Consider the following 19,364-nt stretch of genomic DNA (forward strand, 5'->3'; position numbering starts at 1 on the left):
GGAGGCATCAGGTCCGTTGTTCCCAGCGGTCCGGGCTGGCATTCGACGGGAGGAATCCCGGTGCCGAATTCCCGCCCGGATATGACTCGAGCCGGTAATCGAAGTGCCCGGCATAGACCAGGACCAAGCCGACCTGCGGCTGGATCACCTTCACCTGGATCCGGTGCCTGCCGTGTGCTCCGGCTGAAGGGTCCCACCACTGCTCGGCATAGGCCTTGGCATCGAGCGGCGCCGGCAGCGGCACGCGCAGCGGTCCCAGGAAGAGCCGGGACGCCGCGGAGACCCCCCGGAGCCGGCCCTCCGCCGTCGCGCTCAGGTTCAGGTCGGTGACCAGCCGGCGGTACCTGCCCACATAGTCCACGAGCCGCGCCGCTCCGGAAGGATCGCCGGGGCCAGGGGGGCGCAGGCTGGTGGTGTCCTGGAAAATCCGAGTGCGGCCGGGAAAGAAGATTTGCCGGCGGGCGGTCAGGCTCGAGCGGCCGAACGGGTCCAGATGCGCATGGTTTTCGATCCGGAAAGGCACCCGCTCGCCGTACTCCGGAAAGAATGCCTCCTCGCTGGCGGTCAGCGCCAGCAGCGGCCGCAGCCAGCGTTGCCGGCAGCCCACGACGTCGAACACGCCTTCGCCCACGCCGTACCGACCGGATCCGGGAGCCAGCGAAAAGTAGTCCTGAAGTTCGGGCTGAAGGCGGGCGAAGCCGGCACCCATGGCCTGCTGGTAGATCGGCATGTTCACGGGGACCTCCTGATGGGCTGATCTGCTGAACTGAATCCTAGCTGCCCGTTACAGCCGGCCGGCTGCCTTGAGCCGGATGTAGGTGTCGGCCAGCGCAGGGGGCAGCTGATGCGGTTCCGCGTCCACAACCTCCACGCCCAGGTGGCGGAGCTGAAGGCTCACCGCCTCCCGCTCCAGCAGGGCGCGCTCCGCAGCCGCCGCACGGAACACTTCCGCCGCCGTCGTCCGTTCCCGCAGCAGTTCGCCCAGCTTGGGATCGCGGACGGAAGCCACCACGACGACGTGCTGCTGCGCCAGCCGTGCGGCCATCGGAATGAGCCCTTCCTCCGGAGCGCCGCCGTCGAGCGACGTCAGCAGCACCACCAGGGAACGGTGCGCGGAAACAGCACGGACCTGCCCGGGAATCTGTGCCCAGTCCAGTTCGATCAGTTCCGCTTCGAGGGGTGCCATGGCTTGAACGAGCTGTCCCAGCAGGTTTCCGCCGGCAGCCGTTCCGGCCCTGGCACGCATCCGGCGGTCGAAGGCGAAGAAGTCCACCCGGTCCCCGCCCCGTTCGGCAAGGACGGCCAGCAGCAGTGCCGCTTCGATTCCCGTGTCCAGGCGCGGCTCGTCGTTGACGCGCGCCGCAGCAGTCCGCGACGTGTCCAGCATGATCACCACCCGTCGGTCCCGTTCCGGCCGCCACGTCCGGACCACGACGGCGGACCGTCTCGCCGTGGCGCGCCAGTCAATGGAGCGCACATCATCGCCGCGGACATAATCGCGGAGAGAATCGAACTCGGTGCCGGCGCCGCGGATCTGGACGGCGGCTTTGCCGTCCAGCTCCCGAAGCCTCCGCAGCTTCGAGGGGAGGTGGCGCCGGGAGTTGAACGGCGGCAGCACGCGGACCGATCCCGGGCACTGCACCGTTTTTTGGCGCGCGGCCAGGCGGAGCGGGCCGAAGGACCGAATGGTGACGTGCGGTGCGTTGAGGTCGCCCCTCCTGACGGGCCGCAGCCGGACGGTCAGCCGCCGCCTCTCACCCGGCGGGACCTCTGTTTCCTGGACCGGGTTTACTGCCCCTGCGGACGGTTGCCAGGCATCGCGAACGAATGCCCTCAGCGTCCGTTTCCCCGTGTTGTTCACCGTGAGCACCGACTCGGCGGTGCCCGCCAGGGTGACATTGCCGGGCGAGGACCGCTCGATGGCAACATGCGCCACCGATGCGGCCAGGCCGAGGTCCAGCAGGGTCAGCGTGGCAAGGACAAGGACCACGGCCAGCGCAGCTTCCCACCGGGGGAAAAAGAGCACAGGACAAAGCCCAGCCAGTGCCAGGAGGACCAACCTCCCCGAAATTGCCATCAGCTCAGCGGGGGACGGGCACGGAAGTCAGGATGCTGCCCAGCACATCATCCGCCTGGACGCCGTCCATCAGTGCCTCGGGACGGAGCGCCACGCGGTGCCGGAGGCACGGAAGGGCGAGCGCCTTGACGTCATCCGGGGTGACGAAATCCCGGCCGGACAGCCATGCCCAGGCACGTGCCGCGTTCATTAGGGCCGTGGCTCCGCGGGGCGATACACCCAGCTGGAACGACGGGGCTGAACGCGTGGCGCGGACGAGGTCCACGATGTAGCCCATGACTTCGGGCGCAACGGCCACGTCGGCCACGGCCCGGCGGGCACGCTCCAGCTCGTCCGCGCCCGCCACCGGACGGATGCCGGCGGCGGCCAGATCACGGGGGTCGAAGCCCGTGGCGTGCCTCCGGATGACCTCGATTTCAGCGGCCCGGTCCGGGAGGGGCATGGTCAGCTTGAGGAGGAACCGGTCCAGCTGTGCTTCCGGCAGGGGATAGGTGCCCTCGTACTCCACGGGGTTCTGGGTAGCCGCAACGATGAACGGCACAGGCAGCGGCCGCGACACGCCGTCCACCGAGACCTGGCGCTCCTCCATGGCCTCCAGGAGCGAGGCCTGCGTCTTGGGCGGGGTCCTGTTGATCTCGTCTGCCAGGAGCACGTTGGTGAAGACCGGACCCTCGCGGAAACTGAAGTCGGAGTTCGCCGCGTCATACACCAGCGACCCGGTGACGTCGCCGGGCATGAGGTCCGGCGTGAACTGCACCCGCTTGGTGTCGAGGCTCAGGGCCGCGGACAGCGCGCGGACCAGCAGCGTCTTCGCCACACCCGGGACCCCTTCGAGCAACACGTGGCCGCGCGACAAGAGGGCGATCAGCATGCCGGTGACTGTGGCTTCCTGCCCGACGACGGCCTTGGCCACCTCGTGCCGCACATCGAGGAGCGCCTGGCGCACCGGGTCCGGAGCCCGGTAGGCGGGTGGTCCGGCCAAAGTGGTCACCGGGGCATCGCCGTAGCGCCCGGGAGCATCGCCGGCTGGTTGGTCGCTCATGTGGTGGATACCTCTTTCTCTAGTCCCGAAAGCTCTTGGGCCCAGCTGACGAGCTCGGCCTCAGTTTGCGGGCGGCGGTGCAGGATGTGAAATGTCTCGGCAGGGTCCCGTCCCAAGTGCCTTGCCGCGGCCGACGCCACGTCAGCGGACTCCGCGCCCGCTCCAAGCCGGAGGTGGCCGGCAAGGCGGACCAGGGTCCCTGCCCGGAGATTGTCCGCCGCCCGGTCCACTGCGTGGGCATCGTGGTAGAGGCGGGCCCTGCCCTCCGCCGTTTCGGCGGCCTTGACGATGACCGGCAGGGGTTCAAAGACCAGCGGCCCGAGGCGCCTTCCCCGCCAAATGACCGCCAGCAGCGCCACGAAGGTGAGCCACGGGCCCAGGACTGCTACCCACTCCGGGGCGAGGTCGTCCAGCGTCTTGGGGGACGACGTGGTGCCAAGGTCCGCCACGCCCGGCAGGTACCAGACAAGGTGCCCTTGGCTGCCCAAGGTCCGCAAGGTCAGGGCCGCGTTGCCGTTTTCGTCCAGCAGGCGGTTGCCGATGATCGCCGTGCTGCCGAGGACCACCAGCTTTCCGTTCTCCGCCGAGGAGTAAAGCCCGCGCCCGTTGCCGGCCACGCTGTAGCAGATACTGCCGCCGGTGTAGAGGAAGCCCTGGTCAGCGCTGACTGCCCCCGCCGCCTCGGCATCGGCAACGGCACAACCCGGCTCCAGGGTGGTCGCCGGTTCCGGAACCACACCGGCCTGGCGGACCGTGCCGCCCAGGCCGGTCAGAGTGGCGAGGCGTGGCGACACGACCACCAGGCGGTCGGCAGCGCCGAGCAGTTGGCGGAGACGTTCGCCCTCCAGGAAGCCGCGCTGGTCATAGAGCAGGACGGTGGATCCGCGGCCGTCCCGGCGGGCCGCAGCCAGTGACGCCAGCGTGTCCTCGAAGGACTCGGACTGCCGGACGGTGACGCCGTGGCGGCCCAGAATTTCAGCCGCGGCCCGGGCGCCGTTCGGCGCTGGGTTGTGGATGGACAGCTCGGTGGAATCAGCCCGCGGTGACAGTTGCACGGCAAGGAGCACGGCGAGGGCCGCGGCCATGGCCAGGCCGAAGGCTAGCCGCGCCCGGTGCCGCCGGATCCAGCCGGGCAACCTCCGCGCATCCACGCTGCGGAAGGGCCCGCCGCGGACAGGTTCTATGCCGCCGGGCGGGTGGACTTGCTGCGGCGCTGTCACTTCGGCACCGCGAGCCCGGCCGATGAGGTGTCCGCATAAGACGGCGTGAGGGATTCAAGGGCCGAGTCCAGGTCGGCCATGGCGGCATGGTCTGCTGCCTCGGCGCTGCTGCTTCCGTAGCGGACGGCGTCAAACACGCGTGCCGCCTCTGCCAGCCTCCCGGCGGCCGTCCGGAACACGCGTGAGAGCTGTTCGGCGGCTTCGTCCGCTGTGCGGCCCGGCTGAGGCTCAAGGACTGCCCGGTCTTCGGCGGAACGCACCATTGCGCGAAACTGATCGACGACGGCGGCCGGCCAGTCGCCGCGGGCCGCTGCGGCTGCCGCCTGGCGGCGGTACGCCGCGGCGGTGACTGCGTCGTCGGCGTCGAATACTTCCTTCGGCGCCCGGCGCCGGGTGTTGAGCCGCGGCCGGGCCAGGATGATGGCCACGCCCAGCAGGACAGCGATGCCTATGCCGATCAGAGGGGCCGTTGGAGTGCCCTCGACGGTTGCCTGACCGTCGCCTAGTGACTGCAGCCAGTCCAGGAATTGCCGCCAGAGATCGGCCAGCCAGCCCGGTTCAGCCTCCCGGTACTCGCGTTTGGACAGCTCCTCCATGGCCCAGCGCCGCGCCTCGTCCCGGTCGGGCTGCACCGGTGGTTCCGCGGGCAGCTGGATCAGCGTGGTGCCGTGCCAATCGAGGGCCGAAAGTGCCTGCGGGCCGTTCATCCGCGCATCGGAGGGGTGCCTGACGGCGGGGGCCAGCCGGCCGCGGGACCGGTGGAACCCGACCCGTAAACAGGCACTCCGCGGCCGGGGACGCCGCCGTCGTCGGCTCCGGCTTCCAGCAGCCGGAGCAGCGCGATATCCAGGCCGTCCCTGCGCATGCGCAGATCCATGTACAGCAGAGCCATGACGGACGTCTGGAAGGCGAATCCCACGGCACCGGCGACGGCAGAGACAAGGGCAGTTGCCGCGGCGACCGCGACCCCCATGGTCGCGGCCTGGCCCGCGGCGTCGTGCGGGGCCACCACCCCGGTGAACAGCCCGGAAAGGACGCTGACAGGGATCAGGACTATCTGGGCGATGACACCCACCAAGAGGGATACCACCAGGATGATGCCGAAGATGCGCCACCAGTTCCCGCGGGTGATGCTCCAAGAACGCCGGATCCCGTCCAGCGCGCCGAGCTCTTCAATGACTATGGCCGCCGGGGCGACGGTCAGCTTCACGGCAACCCACATGAAGGCAGCCAGGAACGCCAGCCCGAGTGGGAACACGATTGCGAAGGACAAGGGACCGGCAGTGCTGACCAGCAGTATGGCGACAGCGGCGAACAGCGACATTGCCAAGAGACCGGCTGCCGCCACGATGCCGGCCATGCGTACCAGCGCCCAGGCGCGCCCGCGCGCCAGCAACCACATCTGGCGGAAACCGGTGCGCCGGTTGAGGATGGACCTTGCCACGGGAACCACCATGGCACCTTGGAGCACCGCGGAAATAAAGAGGGTCACGACCGAGAAAACCGCGATGGCGCCGGCCACCGCCAAACCGATGCCGGCCAGTTCAGAGTTGCTCTGGGTCTGGAGCCAGGCGCCCATCGGCGCTTCGGAGGTGGCCCCCGCCGCCGTGAGGACACCGGCGGCGACCGCGCCCAGGGCCTGGGCAAGGAGCCCCGCGCCGAGCATGGCTTTGGGGTTACGCCTGATCGTCTGGAAAGAACCGTCCATGATCTCGCCGAACATCAGCGGCCGGAGCGGCACTACGCCCGGCTTCGGCGGTGCGGCATAGGCAGGGTAGCCGGAGGGCAGGTTCTGGGGCGCGCCCCAGGGCGGCTGGTTTCCGTACTGCGGGTTTCCGTACTGCTGGTTTCCGGGCTGGGGGCTTCCCCATTGGGGTGGTGCGCCCCAGGGCTGCGGGGGTCGTCCGCCCTGGTTTTGGTGGGAAGCCGGGCCCCAAGGCTGGCCTCCGGACTCCGGCGGCAAGTGTTCCGGCGGCGGGCTATTAGGGTCCTGCTGTGACAACCTGTTCCTCCCCAAGGTTCGCACCGGAAACGGCCGGGCCACTCCAGACTATAGTTCCGCCGTCGGGCATCCTAGCGTCCGGGAGATTTCACGGCAGGGCGGCCGCGCTGTCCGCTACTTCCGGCGCTCAGGCCGCATTGTCTTCCCCGCCGAAGCCCGGCGTTCCGCGCACGGGACCGCGGTGCTGACGCCTCGCCGAGGATGCGGCCAATAAGACAAAGCAACAGCAATAAGGGAATATGTAACTATGAAGGCACGCATTCTGGTAGTTGACGATGACGAGGCGCTCGCAGAGATGATCGGCATCGTCCTGCGCAATGACGGCTTCGAGCCCGTTTTTTGCGCCGACGGCGGACAGGCCCTGGAAATCTTCCGCTCGTCGAAGCCGGATCTCGTGCTTTTGGATCTCATGCTCCCCGGTACCGACGGCATCGAGGTGTGCCGGCAGATCCGCTCGGAGTCGGATGTTCCCATCGTCATGCTGACGGCCAAATCCGACACCTCGGACGTGGTCCGCGGCCTGGAATCAGGCGCCGACGACTACGTGCCCAAACCCTTCAAGCCGGCGGAGCTGGTCGCCCGCGTACGGGCGCGCCTCCGCCCGGGTGACCAGAAGGCGCCGGAGACGCTGCGCATCGCGGACATCATGATCGACGTCGCCGGACACCTGGTGAGCCGCGGCGACGAGCGGATTTCCTTGACGCCCCTGGAGTTCGATCTTCTCGTTGCGCTGGCGCGCAAGCCCTGGCAGGTGTTCACCCGTGAGCTGCTGCTCGAGCAGGTCTGGGGATACCGGCATGCGGCTGATACCCGGCTGGTCAATGTCCATGTCCAGCGTCTGCGGTCAAAAATTGAACGTGATCCGGAAGCTCCGGAAGTAGTATTGACGGTTCGTGGTGTCGGCTATAAAGCAGGTTCCTGAACCGCAGGGGCCCAATCCCTCCCATGCCCCGGCGGACTCCGCTCCCGGAGCCCTCCGGCCGGACCCTGCGACGCCGGTCAAGACCGCTGACACGTCCCGCAAGCCCGGTACTCATCCCGTGCCGGAACACACCGACGCCTTTGGCGCCAGCCTCGCCAGGTTGCCGTCGCAGGTCCGGATCTGGCGGCGGCGTGCGCTGATCGTTGCAGTGCGCGTCGGCCGCCTGGTGCGCACCGGCATGGACCGGTTCTTCCCGGGCATCCGCTACCTCCTATATTCCGTGCAGCGAAGATGGCGCCGGTCGCTGCAGTTCCGGACGGTCCTGACCACGCTGTTGCTGTCCATCAGCTCCTTTGCCATCGTGGGCGCCTACCTGTCCAACCAGATTGCCAACAACCTCTTCCAGGAGCGGCTGACCCAGGCGGAGTCGGAAACCCGGTACAACGTCAAACAGGTGCAGGACACGTTCGACGGCGCGCAGGTCACCGACCAGTCCAGTGTGATCACCCTCGTCTATGACACCTTGAATGCCGTCGAGGGGCGGGGCTCCGTTATCCAGCGCCGGTACGTATTCGAGGCGATGCCGGAGCAGACCAAGCCCCGCAACCGCTGGGTCGAGTCCCGCGCGTCCGACCAGCTGACCGTCAGCGTTATCCCGCCCGAACTCAGGGCCGCCGTGCAGGATTCCGGCAAAGAGCAGTTCTGGGCCTCCACGGAGTTCCCGGTGGGCACCGAAGACCGTCCGGGCATCGCCGTCGGAAACAAGGTGACGTTCAACGGCACCGTCTATGAGCTCTACCTGATCTACGACCTCAACACGGCACAACAGACGCTGGACGAGATCCAGAACGTTCTCTGGGCGGGCGGCGCAGCGCTGATCCTGATGATCGGCGGCATCGCCTGGTACGTCACCCGGAACGTTGTCAGCCCGGTGAGCCACGCCGCGGTGGTGTCCGAGAAGCTCGCGGCCGGACAGCTGCAGGAGCGCATGGTGGTCAAGGGAGAAGACGAAGTGGCACGGCTGGGGGCGTCCTTCAACCATATGGCCGCCAGCCTTCAGGAACAGATCACGCAACTGGCAACGCTCTCCCAGATGCAGCAGCGATTCGTCTCGGATGTGTCCCATGAGCTGCGGACGCCGCTCACCACGGTGAGGATGGCGGCTGAGGTGCTTTTCGACGCCCGCCACGAGTTTGACCCTATTAACAAGAGGTCGGCGGAGCTGCTCTACAACCAGGTGGAAAGATTCCAGTCGCTGCTGGCGGACCTCCTCGAAATCTCGCGGTTCGACGCCGGCGTCGCCATGCTGGACGCCGAGGCCACGGACATCGTGCAGCTCGTCTCCCACGTCATGGAAGGGGCCGCGCCCGTTGCAGAGGAGTACGGCTCGGGCATGACACTCAACGCCCCGGAGGGCAGCGTAGTGGTGGAAATGGACGCCCGCCGCATTGACCGGATCCTGCGGAACCTGGTCCTGAACGCCCTCGAGCACGGCGAAGGCCGGCCCGTCAACATCTCCGTGGCCTCCAACGAGACCGCGGTCGCCGTCACCGTCAGGGACCACGGAATCGGCATGAGCCCCGCGGAGGCTGCGCGGGTCTTCGACCGCTTCTGGCGCGCCGACCCTGCCCGGGCACGAACCACGGGAGGCAGCGGGCTGGGACTCTCCATCGCCACCGAGGACACCAAGCTCCACAACGGTTGGCTCCAGGCCTGGGGCAACACGGGCGTCGGCTCCAATTTCCGGCTGACCCTTCCCCTGAAGAAGGGCGGCACCATCACCAAGTCGCCCCTTCAGCTGGAGCCGGCGGACGTGGGCCTGCCCGGCCACGGCGATCGCACCGTTCTCGTCTTGGGCAGCACTGCCGCCGGGGTGGCCGACGCTGGTAAAGCGGGCGCCGGTGGAGAAGCCAACGGCGGTGGAGAGGCCGACACCACCGCGGAGGCTGAGGAAGCCCAGGTGGCCGGCGGAGCCCGCGTGCCTGGTGGAACTCACGTGCCCGGTGGAACCGGGGCTTCGAAAGCGGCCGGAACGGGGGAGCGGTCATGAGCGGCCGGATGCCGAACCTCCGCGGCGTGGTGGCGTGCATCCTCGCCGTCGTGCTGCTGTTCCTGGCCTCCTGCGCGCAGATCCCCAGGTCCGGACCCGTCGGCAAGAGCCGCGAGGAAGGCGCCGGAAATCCGAATGCGCCCGTTTTCTTCCCGCGGGCCCCCCTGACCGGATCAAGCCCTGAGGCGGTGATCGAGGACTTCTACAGCGCCGGCAGCGGGTACGAGGATGACTACGCGGTCGCGCGGCAGTACCTCACCCAGGCGTCTGCGGTTGCCTGGAAACCCGACCAGAGGACGCTCGTCTTCCGTTCGGAGCAGGTGGTGAAAACCGGCGTTGAAGGTGTTTTCAACTACGAACTCGACGTGGCGTATTCCGTGGATGCCGACGGCGTGGCCACCCAAATGCCGGAAGGAACCAAGGAAAGCATCCCTGTCACCCTGGTCCAGGTTGACGGCGAGTGGCGGATTTCGAAAATACCTGACGGCACAGCCATCCCCGAGGAAACCTTCAGGGTCATCTACGGGGCCTATCCGATCTATTTCTACGATCCGAGCTTCACGTATGCCGTTCCTGATGTGCGCTGGTTCATCAAGAAGAAAACCGTGAAGTCGATGACGAGTGCCCTGCTCGGCGGGCCTGCGCCGTACCTGAAGGGCGCCGTCGTCAGCGCGTTCCCCTCGGGAATGAAGCTGGCCCGCGAGTCCGTGCCGGTGGTTTCGGGAGCAGCCCAGGTGGACCTGTCAGCCAGGGAGCTGACCGAGGCCTCCACCGAGGACAGACTCCGGATGCAGACTCAGCTGGCACTGACCTTCCGCAGCCAGCCTGACGTGATCAACGTCGAGCTCAGGGCCAACCAGGACCTTGTGCGCGTGGAGGACAACGGCTCTGTGTTGCCCCCTGTCCAGAACAGAAACGCTCCGGCACGCCAGATCGCTGTGAGCAACAACGAACTTGTGCGGTACGAAAACAACAGAATTTCGCCGCTGCCCGACATGCAGTCGGTCGCGGCGCTGAAGCCCCGTTCGCCTGCCGAGTCGCCGGTCTCGCAGTCTGTGGCCTTTCTGAACGGCAGCCGCAGCACCCTGTATTCCATGGTCCCCGGGCAGCCCGCGCGTGCCCTGACAACACGCACCACGCTGACCCACCCTTCATTCAGCCTGCACGACTGGGTGTGGTCTGCCGGACCGGGCGCCCAGGGAGTCACCGAGCTGACGGCATTCCGTCCCACCGGAGTGGCGGCAGGCGCCACGGTGCCGTCCGTGACGCTGACGCCTTCCTGGCTTGCGGGCCGCTCGGTGAAGGATTTCCGGGTCTCCCGCGAGGGGGTCCGGGCGCTGGTCATTTCCGAACGGAACGGCCAGACACGCGTCCAGGTGACTGGCATCATCCGCAGTGCTGACGGCACCCCCAAGGAGTTGACAGCGCCAGTCACCCTGCAGGCAAGCGGCAGCCCGGATCAGGGCGTGTGGGTCAACGACACGACGGTTGTGGTGATGAAGGGCGCGGCTTCGGCGAACGTTACCCCGGAACTGCTTTCCCTCATGTCCGCCCAGCCGCAGAAGCTCGCCCCATGGCCGGGGCTGGTGGCTCTCAGTGCCGGCAACGGACCGGAAGAGATCTTTGCCCAGTCCGCCGACGGAATTTTCCAAAGGCTGGGGAATGGCTGGTCCCCGCAGCTGAAAGGTCCAGCAGACCCTTCGTTCCCGGGCTGACGCTTTCGGGGAGTTTTCCACATAGGGCGCTCTGGATCTTCATTCAGGCCGTCCGGCCCGGCACGCTTGGCGCGTGGGAATACAACGTGCGGCTCACGCTGGCAGGGTGCCAACAGATCCCGACCTGCTGCCGCAACCGGCGTGGTCCGCGAGGCACCGCGGCGAACACCGGCAACGGATCCTGAAGGCCGCGGACCTGCTTGCGGGGGCAGCGGCGGAGGTTCTGGCTTTGGCGCTGCCCGTAGAGTGCGTCTGCTGCGGCCGGGAGGACTTGGCTATCTGCGCCGGCTGTGAGCGCCGGCTCCGTCTCCTGACCCGGCATCCCTTCCGGGCAGAGTCTGCCGCACCTGCGCTCATGGACACGGACGGCTCTATCATCCTTCCGGTCGTGGCCGCCGGCATCTACCGCGAGGAACTGGCGCAGTCGGTCCTGGGCTTCAAACGCCACGGACAGCGGCAGCTCCGTTCTGTTCTGGCGAACGCCCTCGGACGGGCGATCGCCGCCGCCGCTGCCGGGGACCGCGGGATCGTTCTGGTGCCGGTGCCCAGCAGTAACAGCGCGTACCGGAAGAGGGGATTCAGCCCCGTCCATTTACTGCTGGCCACAGCCCTCCGCAGCAGCAGCCTCAACGGCATCAGCTGCCAGGACACCCTGCGGAAAGTCAGGATCACCGGGGTGCCGGAAGCCCTGGCCGGCGGACAGAAGGGTCTCGGACGGGGGGACAGGGCCAGGAGGGTCCGCGGATCCATACGCGCAGTCCGGAGGACCTCCAGGGGCGGGCTGCGGGGCCGTCCCTGCATCATCGTTGATGACGTCCTGACCACCGGAGCCACCCTCGCCGAAGCCGCCCGTGCGGTCCATCAGGCAGGGGGAATTGTCCGCGGCGCCGTGGTCCTGGCGGCTACCCGCGCCCCCGTGGCACCGCCCTCACCGACGTAGGACGCGGCGTGCGGGGCGTACCGGAGACATACAAAAAAATAAACAGCGAAAGGGTGAATAACTCGTTGCTATGAACTAACGTCGGGTATGGGTACCAAGATCAGTTGTACCTTTCGATAGCGGCTCGGAAAGGGGCTCGACTGTCAATCAGATCGTCCCCGGGAAGTGCCGCCGTCGTGTCACCGAAGTCATTTGGAGGGCACCATGGAGTTCATGATCAGCGGACGAAATCTGACGGTCTCGGACCGATTCCGCGAATACGCCGGCGAGAAGATCTCGAAGATCGAATCGCTTGGGGACAAGGTCCAGAGGGTGGACGCGAAGGTTTCCAAGGAAACGAATGCGCGTCAGACCGGTGACCAGCTCACAGTAGAAGTGACAGTCCTGGGCCGAGGCCCCGTGATCCGTGCCGAAGCAAGCGCCGCAGACAAGTTCGCCGCTTTCGACCTCGCCTATAACAAGCTGCTTGAGCGGCTGCGCCGGGCCAAGGACCGCAAGAAGGTCCACCACGGGCGGCACACGCCCAAGGCGGTACGCGAGGCAACAGCAACCCTGGAGCCCGCGAGCTCCAATGAGCCGATTTACGTCGAAGCGAGCCACCGCGCCGAGCCTGCTCCGGAGCCGGCCGAGAAGTCGCCGTACGACGTCGACAACGACATTCCTGCCGGCGATTCGCCGGTACTGATCCGCCGCAAGGTGTTCCCGGCCGCCTCCCTTACCCTCGATGACGCCGTGGACAACATGGAACTTATCGGGCACGACTTTTACCTCTTCGTGGACAAGGCCACGAACGCTCCTTCCGTCGTGTACCGCCGCCGGGGCTGGACGTACGGTGTGATCACCCTGGACCATTACTGCGAGCCCGGTGAGAACACGCATGAAGAGAAGATCCACGCGTACCGCTCGGACGACGCGGCCGCGACTGCCTAGGATGGTGCCCAAACAACGAAAGGGTTGACATGGGCGCATCGCTGAGCCTTTCACAGGCCCGGCGGATCGCCCTGGCAGCGCAGGGATTGGACAAAGGACGGCCCGCCGGCCCCGTGACTTCACGGACGGTGGGCCGGACCTTTGCCCGGATCCAGCTGGTCCAGATCGATTCTGTCAATGTCCTGGCAAGGAGCCATTTCCTGCCGTTCTTTTCCCGGCTCGGCAACTACGACCGCGCCATCCTCCAGCAGATGGCCGGAAAACATCCCCGGCGGATGATGGAGTACTGGGCGCATGAAGCCAGTTTCATCCGGCCGGAGCATTTCCTGGATCTCGTGGCATGGCAGAACCGGACGTGGGTGGGGGCGTCAGCCATGGATCCGGGTCTGCGCTCCGGGGTAACCGGCCGCATCCTTGAGGCTCTGGCCGACGGCAAGCCCATGACGGCAGCTGAGCTCACCGCCAGAATCGGGCATGTGGAGGACCGCAAGCACATTAATTGGGGCTGGAACTGGAATGCGGTCAAGCGGGTTCTGGAACACCTCTTTGAAGAGGGCGTAGTGTCTTCTGCGTCGCGGACGGAGCAGTTCGAACGCAGGTACGCACTGACGCGCAATGTCCTGCCCGGGCACGCGTTGGACACGGTGCCGGATCCGTCGGCGTCCATGGACAGGCTCATCGACGCCGCGGCACAGGCACACGGGATCGGTACGGTGCGGTGCTTGGCTGACTATTTCAGGACGCCGATCAAGGCCGCGGCGCTCTCGGTTGAGCACCTTGTGGACAGCGGACGGCTGGTTCCCGTCACGGTGGACGGCTGGGACAGGAAGCTGTACCGCCATGCAGATGCGCGGCTGCCGCGCTCGGCCTCAGGCAGGGCGCTGCTCAGCCCCTTTGACTCCCTGGTCTTCGAGCGGCGCCGGCTTGAAGAGCTCTTCGGCTTCCACTATCGGATCGAGATCTACACGCCTGAGCCCAAGCGCCGCTTCGGCTACTACGTCCTTCCCTTCCTGCTCCGGGACCGCCTGGTGGCGCGGGTGGATCTCAAGGCTGACCGGGCCAGCGGCAGACTCCTGGCCAAGGCATGCTTTGCCGAGCCGGACGCGCCGGGGGACACCGCCGTCGAACTGGCCGCGGAATTGCGGCTGATGGCCGACTGGCTCGGGCTGGACGAGGTGATCGTGGCCCCGGTGGGGGACCTGTCCGCCAGTGTGGCGGCTGCCGTTAACGGGGCGGGTCCGCCGTATCCGCTCTGAGGGAACAGGCGCCACGTGCTGTGCGTCTCTCCCGTAGACTGAACACGCCAGAATTCGGCAGCATGAGACTGGGAGCAACTTCACGTGGCATCACTAATCGAAAAACTTCTCCGCACAGGTGACAAGAAAACCCTGAGGCACCTGCGGAACTATGCCGATTCCATTAACGCCCTTGAAGACTCATTCAAAACTTTCACCGATGCCGAACTGCGTGAAGAAACAGACCGGCTCCGGGCCCGCCACCAGGACGGTGAAACGCTTGACGATCTGCTCCCCGAGGCCTTTGCCGCTGTCCGGGAAGCGTCCTCCCGCACCTTGGGCATGCGCCACTTCGACGTTCAGCTCATGGGCGGTGCGGCCCTTCACCTTGGCAACATCGCGGAGATGAAAACCGGTGAGGGCAAGACGCTTGTGGCCACCGCTCCGGCCTATCTCAATGCCCTGGCAGGCAACGGCGTGCATGTCGTCACCGTGAATGACTACCTGGCCGAATACCAGTCGGAGCTGATGGGCCGCGTGTACCGCTTCCTCGGTCTCAGCAGCGGCTGCATCCTTTCGAACCAGGACCCGTCAGTCCGCCGCGAGCAGTACGCCGCCGACATCACGTACGGCACCAACAACGAATTCGGCTTCGACTACCTGCGCGACAACATGGCCTGGGACAAGTCCGAGCTCGTCCAGCGCGGACACCACTTCGCGGTCGTCGATGAAGTCGACTCCATCCTGATCGACGAGGCCAGGACCCCGCTGATCATCTCCGGCCCCGCGCAGGGTGACACGAACCGCTGGTACAGCGAGTTCGCGAAGGTCGTCCTCCGCCTGCAGCCGGACCGCGACTACGAAGTCGACGAGAAGAAGCGCACCGTCGGGGTTCTCGAAAGCGGGATCGAAAAGGTCGAGGACTACCTGGGCATCCAGAATCTCTACGAATCCGCCAACACGCCGCTGATCGGTTTCCTCAACAACGCCATCAAGGCCAAGGAACTGTTCAAGCGGGACAAGGACTACGTCATCCTCGACGGCGAAGTCCTCATCGTCGACGAGCACACCGGCCGTATCCTCGCCGGCCGCCGCTACAACGAGGGCATGCACCAGGCGATCGAAGCCAAAGAAGGCGTCGAAATCAAGGCGGAGAACCAGACCCTCGCCACGGTGACGCTGCAGAACTACTTCCGCATGTACGAGAAACTCTCCGGCATGACCGGCACCGCGGAAACAGAGGCCGCGGAATTCATGAGCACCTACAAGCTCGGGGTTGTCGCCATCCCGACCAACCGGGACATGCAGCGGCTCGACCAGTCTGACCTCGTCTACAAGAACGAGGCCGTCAAATTCGATGCCGTGGTCCGGGACATCGCCGAGCGTCATGAAAAGGGCCAGCCCATCCTGGTGGGTACCACGAGCGTCGAGAAGAGCGAATACCTTTCGCGGCTGCTCGGAAAGGAAGGCATCCGCCACGAGGTTCTCAACGCCAAGAACCACGCCCGTGAAGCCGCCATCGTGGCTCAGGCGGGCCGCAAGGGAGCCGTGACCGTCGCCACCAACATGGCCGGCCGCGGTACCGACATCATGCTCGGCGGCAACGCCGAGTTCACGGCCATCGCCGAGCTGGCCCGGCGCGGCCTTGACCCGGAGGAGAACTCCGAAGAGTACGAAGCCGCGTGGCCAGCCGCCCTTGAGGCGTCCAAGCAGGCTGTCAAGGACGAGCACGAGGAGGTGCTGAATCTCGGCGGCCTCTACGTGCTGGGCACCGAACGCCACGAGTCCCGCCGGATCGACAACCAGCTGCGCGGCCGCTCCGGACGCCAGGGAGACCCGGGCGAGTCCCGCTTCTACCTGTCGCTGACCGACGACCTCATGCGGCTGTTCAACTCCGGGGCAGCAGAGCGCCTGATGAACAGCTCCGTGCCTGACGATGTGGCCCTTGAATCCAAACTCGTCTCCCGCGCCATCGCGTCGGCCCAGGGCCAGGTCGAGGGCAGGAACGCCGAGCAGCGCAAGAACGTCCTGAAGTACGACGACGTTCTTAACCGCCAGCGCGAGGCAATCTACGGCGACCGCCGCCGGATCCTGGAAGGTGACGACCTCCACGAGAAGGTGCAGTACTTCCTCGAAGACACCATCACCGCCCTGATCGACGAGGCCACGGCCGAGGGCAACGGCGACGACTGGGACTTCGACCAGCTCTGGACCAACCTCAAGACGCTCTATCCCGTCAGCATCACGGCGCACGACGTGATCGATGAGGCCGGCGGAAAGTCGCGCATCACGGTTGAATTCCTGAAGGAAGAAATCCTGTCCGACGCCCGCCTGATGTACCAGGCCCGCGAGGAACTCATCGGTTCGGAAAGCATGCGCGAGCTGGAGCGCCGCGTGGTCCTCTCCGTCATCGGCCGGAAGTGGCAGGAGCACCTCTATGAGATGGATTACCTGAAGGAGGGCATCGGCCTGCGCGCCATGGCCCAGCGTGATCCGCTGGTTGAGTACCAGCGCGAAGGCTTCACGATGTTCCAGGCCATGATGGAAGCCATCCGCGAGGAGAGCGTCGGTTTCCTGTTCAACCTTGAGGTTGAAGTCACTCCGGCGGAGGACGTGGTTATTGCCGATGCCGGGGGCGGCCACACCGAACACCATGAGCCGCAGATCCGCGCCGCCGGGCTGGAAGCGCCGGAAAAGCCGGCCCAGCTGCAGTACACGGCGCCGGGTGAAGACGGCGGAGCCCAGACGCGCATTGAGGGCAGGTCCGCCGGGCGCTCGGGAAATCCGGCCAAGGCCGCATCGCAGGACCGCCGTGATGCCAAGAAGAAGAAGCGCTAGGACGTAGAACGGCTGGATAGTGCAGGGTGAGGGACCGGAGCAGTTGCTCCGGTCCCTCACCGCGTTTGCGCCGGCTCATCCGATTTCCAGGGCGGTCACACGCCAGACCTGCTTGCTGCGTTCCAGCCGGACGGCGACGGCGCGTGTCCGAAGTTCGTCGGTCACCACCGCGCTGGCTTCGTAGATGTCCGGTGTCACCTCACATGCCCGAACCGACCTGACCGTAGGGTTCCGGTGCAGGCGCCCCAGCTTGTGGGGTGCCCTGGCTGACTCATGGCGGATCAGGGAGGCGCGATGCTGAAGCGCCGTCAGGCAACGCTGGTCCAGCCGGCGCGCCAGCTGATGGATTGGCCGCGTGCCGGCAAGGACTTCAATGGCAGCCTGGACTGTGGCCCTCGTAATGGCGCAGATTTCACGCTTTTCTTCCGTCCCCTCAACCCGGACGCAAGGGGTGGCCCGGGGCGTTGCGGTGCCCGCGCTCCGGACAGGAGTTAATGCAGTCATGATTCGGTCCTTAGGTTGCAGTGGCATTGCGGGAGCGTCGTTGCACGGACGGATCAGCCGGCCGTGGTTCACGGGACAGGCGGCCTGAGGACCTGGCCGGGGAGGAGAACGTTTGGGTCCGCGCCGATGACTTGCCGGTTGACCACGTACCAGCGCGGCCACTGCACGGCGATTTCGACGTCACTGGCCGCCGGGCCCAACTCCCGGGCAGCGATGGTCCACAGGGAATCACCGGCGCGCACCGCCACCTCCGGACCAGCTGGGAGTTCGCGGGCTGACCTGACAGGGACGGCGGCCACCAGTCGCGGTTCCGTGACAGGCGCGCGGGGCTTCCACTGGGGCTGGAGGTCTGTTGCCCCGGGGATCGGCCGGTCGACGGCCCCGGGCTCCGCGCCCCGCCGGGTCCGGCTGGCCGCGGACAGGCCCGCGGTCGGTGCCCAGGCGGCCGACACAGCGGCCCCGCTGTTTGATGACTGCGGAACTCCGGGTGCGGCGTCCCCGTGGGCGAGCGGAGCGCCCATCAGCTGCATGCCCAGGGCGGCGAGGGCGAGCCTGCGCATGAACACCGGGCTGAACCCTCCGGTGACCACGGCCGCACGCGTCCGCCCCGCGCGCTGCAGCAAAGCGGCTGCGAAAGCCGTGACCAGGGACAGCGCCCACCAAGACACGACCGCCAGCCCCGCGGCCGTGGCTAACAGGCCGAGGAGATCGTCGAACCCGAGGGATTGCCCGTGGGAGAAGGACCGCTGCCATTGCCCGAGCAGGCTGCCGCCCGTAAGGGCCAGGAAGAGTCCAAGTCCCAGAATGACCAGCGCAAGGGCTGCATCGGACCTGATCGGTCTGGCTGGATGCGGTTCCTCAGTCATTGCAGTCCCCCTGTTTAATCCATTTTGATGCAGTTTGATGGCGTTTGATAGCAATGACCACAGTTTGCATTACCTTTATGGTGGTTGTCTAGGGGTGCGGAGCCGCGTTGGTGAATTGACCCTCCCGGCAGGCCCGCCTACGCTGGCGCCATGCGATGGAATGCTCTCTTTGAGGACCTGGAGGCCCAGATGGCCGAGGCTGAGGTCCTGAACCGGGAATCCGAAGTGGCCGAACGTTCACGTGTGGAGTTGGCTTCCGTCGAACTGGCCGAGCGGCTCCGGGGGTCGCTGGGCCGGCGCATCAGTGTCCACCTTGCCTCAGGCACGGTCTTTGCCGGCATGTTGAGTCACGCGGGTGCGGAAAGTCTGGTCATAGACGAACCCGCGCACCAGGTGTTGATTCCGTACGCGGCTGTGGGGCACTACGTGGGCATTGGCAGGTTCGCTGTCGGCGAGTCTTCACCGGTCCGCCGGAAATTGGGTCTGGCCAGTGCGCTGCGGATCCTGGCGCGGGACAGGGCGGGACTGACTGTCGTGATGGCGGCCGGAGGCGTCCGCCTCACAGGTGTGATTGACAGGGTGGGGCGGGACTTTTTCGACCTCGCCATGACCCATGAGGGTGAAGCGCGCCGGGCATCCGGTGTCACGGATGTCGCAACGGTCCCGTTCCGGGCGCTGGGCGCACTGCGATCGATGCGGGGCGGAGAGATCTAACCCGCCACCGAGGATTCAGACCGACTTGGACTTGGCCTCTTCGATTATGCGGCTGGCCTCGGCATAGCGCTCTTCAATGTACTGTTCGAGCATTTTCTCCTCGACGCGCCACTGACCGCGGCCGCCGACCTGAATCGCCTTCAGCTCGCCGCTGCGGACGAGTGCGTAGGCAGCGGGCGCATTGATCTGGAGTTGCTCGGCTACATCTGCAAGGGTGAGGAAACGGGGCATGCTCCCATTCTGCCACCGGAGACCCCTGATGATGCCGTTATCCACAGTTTGATGATGTTTGGCCCTGTGACTTTCGGT

Annotated in this window: 17 protein-coding genes; 8 read left to right on the forward strand and 9 right to left on the reverse strand. The window is 66.5% G+C overall.

The features are described 5' to 3' along the window. Window positions 1-7 precede the first annotated feature (7 nt). The 6 genes from J7I89_RS11715 to J7I89_RS11740 are packed head-to-tail and all read right to left on the reverse strand — an operon-like array spanning window position 8 to window position 6,341. Window positions 8-736, reverse strand: coding sequence for a DUF4166 domain-containing protein (locus J7I89_RS11715; RefSeq protein WP_214970299.1), 729 nt, complete (start codon window positions 734-736; stop codon window positions 8-10). Window positions 737-784: 48 nt separating this feature from the next. Further along, on the reverse strand, window positions 785-2,077 hold the full coding sequence (locus J7I89_RS11720; protein WP_214970302.1) for a DUF58 domain-containing protein: 1,293 nt from the start codon (window positions 2,075-2,077) through the stop codon (window positions 785-787). 4 nt (window positions 2,078-2,081) lie between these two features. Beyond that, window positions 2,082-3,119, reverse strand: a complete 1,038-nt coding sequence (locus J7I89_RS11725) for a MoxR family ATPase (RefSeq protein ID WP_251045212.1) — start codon at window positions 3,117-3,119, stop codon at window positions 2,082-2,084. Then, a complete protein-coding gene (locus J7I89_RS11730; protein WP_308159881.1) occupies window positions 3,116-4,339 on the reverse strand; it encodes a DUF4350 domain-containing protein in 1,224 nt (407 codons plus the stop codon). The genes J7I89_RS11725 and J7I89_RS11730 overlap by 4 nt, the downstream gene beginning before the upstream one ends. Next, window positions 4,336-5,046 (reverse strand): DUF4129 domain-containing protein, encoded by a 711-nt coding sequence (locus tag J7I89_RS11735; RefSeq protein ID WP_214970304.1) that lies wholly within the window; start codon window positions 5,044-5,046, stop codon window positions 4,336-4,338. The genes J7I89_RS11730 and J7I89_RS11735 overlap by 4 nt, the downstream gene beginning before the upstream one ends. Then, the gene (locus J7I89_RS11740; RefSeq protein ID WP_251045213.1) at window positions 5,043-6,341 is read right to left on the reverse strand and encodes a hypothetical protein; all 1,299 of its coding nucleotides are present in this window, start codon (window positions 6,339-6,341) and stop codon (window positions 5,043-5,045) included. Before J7I89_RS11740 ends, J7I89_RS11735 begins: the two co-directional genes overlap by 4 nt. 247 nt (window positions 6,342-6,588) lie before the next feature. On the opposite strand from J7I89_RS11740, the gene mtrA reads away from it, so the two are divergent. The 7 genes from mtrA (at window position 6,589) to secA (ending at window position 16,971) form a co-directional block, all read left to right on the forward strand. Then, window positions 6,589-7,263, forward strand: a complete 675-nt coding sequence (mtrA, locus tag J7I89_RS11745; protein WP_214970307.1) for an MtrAB system response regulator MtrA — start codon at window positions 6,589-6,591, stop codon at window positions 7,261-7,263. Beyond that, window positions 7,235-9,313, forward strand: a complete 2,079-nt coding sequence (mtrB, locus tag J7I89_RS11750) for an MtrAB system histidine kinase MtrB (protein ID WP_308159882.1) — start codon at window positions 7,235-7,237, stop codon at window positions 9,311-9,313. Before mtrA ends, mtrB begins: the two co-directional genes overlap by 29 nt. Further along, a complete protein-coding gene (locus J7I89_RS11755) occupies window positions 9,310-11,028 on the forward strand; it encodes an LpqB family beta-propeller domain-containing protein (protein WP_214970310.1) in 1,719 nt (572 codons plus the stop codon). Before mtrB ends, J7I89_RS11755 begins: the two co-directional genes overlap by 4 nt. 106 nt (window positions 11,029-11,134) lie before the next feature. After that, the gene (locus J7I89_RS11760; protein ID WP_308159883.1) at window positions 11,135-11,968 is read left to right on the forward strand and encodes a phosphoribosyltransferase family protein; all 834 of its coding nucleotides are present in this window, start codon (window positions 11,135-11,137) and stop codon (window positions 11,966-11,968) included. Between the two features lie 204 nt (window positions 11,969-12,172). Continuing rightward, window positions 12,173-12,898 (forward strand): ribosome hibernation-promoting factor, HPF/YfiA family, encoded by a 726-nt coding sequence (hpf, locus tag J7I89_RS11765; protein ID WP_214970313.1) that lies wholly within the window; start codon window positions 12,173-12,175, stop codon window positions 12,896-12,898. Between the two features lie 29 nt (window positions 12,899-12,927). Then, complete coding sequence (locus tag J7I89_RS11770) at window positions 12,928-14,154, forward strand: winged helix-turn-helix domain-containing protein (RefSeq protein WP_214970316.1); 1,227 nt, start codon at window positions 12,928-12,930, stop codon at window positions 14,152-14,154. A gap of 84 nt (window positions 14,155-14,238) precedes the next feature. Beyond that, on the forward strand, window positions 14,239-16,971 hold the full coding sequence (gene secA / locus J7I89_RS11775; protein WP_214970319.1) for a preprotein translocase subunit SecA: 2,733 nt from the start codon (window positions 14,239-14,241) through the stop codon (window positions 16,969-16,971). Between the two features lie 75 nt (window positions 16,972-17,046). On the opposite strand, the gene J7I89_RS11780 is transcribed toward secA, so the two are convergent. Beyond that, the gene (locus J7I89_RS11780) at window positions 17,047-17,475 is read right to left on the reverse strand and encodes an Rv3235 family protein (protein WP_251045214.1); all 429 of its coding nucleotides are present in this window, start codon (window positions 17,473-17,475) and stop codon (window positions 17,047-17,049) included. A 68-nt stretch (window positions 17,476-17,543) separates the two neighbouring features. Next, window positions 17,544-18,341, reverse strand: a complete 798-nt coding sequence (locus J7I89_RS11785; RefSeq protein WP_251045215.1) for a LysM peptidoglycan-binding domain-containing protein — start codon at window positions 18,339-18,341, stop codon at window positions 17,544-17,546. 150 nt (window positions 18,342-18,491) lie between these two features. On the opposite strand from J7I89_RS11785, the gene J7I89_RS11790 reads away from it, so the two are divergent. Next, window positions 18,492-19,055 carry a hypothetical protein gene (locus J7I89_RS11790; protein ID WP_214970322.1) on the forward strand — a complete coding sequence of 188 codons (564 nt, stop codon included), beginning with the start codon at window positions 18,492-18,494 and terminating at the stop codon, window positions 19,053-19,055. Between the two features lie 15 nt (window positions 19,056-19,070). Here J7I89_RS11790 and J7I89_RS11795 read toward each other — a convergent pair whose 3' ends face one another. Then, window positions 19,071-19,286 carry a helix-turn-helix domain-containing protein gene (locus J7I89_RS11795; RefSeq protein WP_214970325.1) on the reverse strand — a complete coding sequence of 72 codons (216 nt, stop codon included), beginning with the start codon at window positions 19,284-19,286 and terminating at the stop codon, window positions 19,071-19,073. Window positions 19,287-19,364: the final 78 nt, after the last annotated feature.

It is taken from the genome of Arthrobacter sp. ISL-5 (assembly GCF_018613835.1).
GTDB lineage: Bacteria > Actinomycetota > Actinomycetes > Actinomycetales > Micrococcaceae > Arthrobacter.

Coding starts and splice junctions, on each gene's coding strand:
- J7I89_RS11720 (WP_214970302.1), bottom strand. CDS start 2,077: ATGGCAATTTCGGGGAGGTTGGTCCTCCTGGCACTGGCTGGGCTTTGT.
- J7I89_RS11725 (WP_251045212.1), bottom strand. CDS start 3,119: ATGAGCGACCAACCAGCCGGCGATGCTCCCGGGCGCTACGGCGATGCC.
- J7I89_RS11735 (WP_214970304.1), bottom strand. CDS start 5,046: ATGAACGGCCCGCAGGCACTTTCGGCCCTCGATTGGCACGGCACCACG.
- mtrA (WP_214970307.1), top strand. CDS start 6,589: ATGAAGGCACGCATTCTGGTAGTTGACGATGACGAGGCGCTCGCAGAG.
- J7I89_RS11755 (WP_214970310.1), top strand. CDS start 9,310: ATGAGCGGCCGGATGCCGAACCTCCGCGGCGTGGTGGCGTGCATCCTC.
- hpf (WP_214970313.1), top strand. CDS start 12,173: ATGGAGTTCATGATCAGCGGACGAAATCTGACGGTCTCGGACCGATTC.
- J7I89_RS11770 (WP_214970316.1), top strand. CDS start 12,928: ATGGGCGCATCGCTGAGCCTTTCACAGGCCCGGCGGATCGCCCTGGCA.
- J7I89_RS11780 (WP_251045214.1), bottom strand. CDS start 17,475: ATGACTGCATTAACTCCTGTCCGGAGCGCGGGCACCGCAACGCCCCGG.
- J7I89_RS11785 (WP_251045215.1), bottom strand. CDS start 18,341: ATGACTGAGGAACCGCATCCAGCCAGACCGATCAGGTCCGATGCAGCC.
- J7I89_RS11790 (WP_214970322.1), top strand. CDS start 18,492: ATGCGATGGAATGCTCTCTTTGAGGACCTGGAGGCCCAGATGGCCGAG.
- J7I89_RS11795 (WP_214970325.1), bottom strand. CDS start 19,286: ATGCCCCGTTTCCTCACCCTTGCAGATGTAGCCGAGCAACTCCAGATC.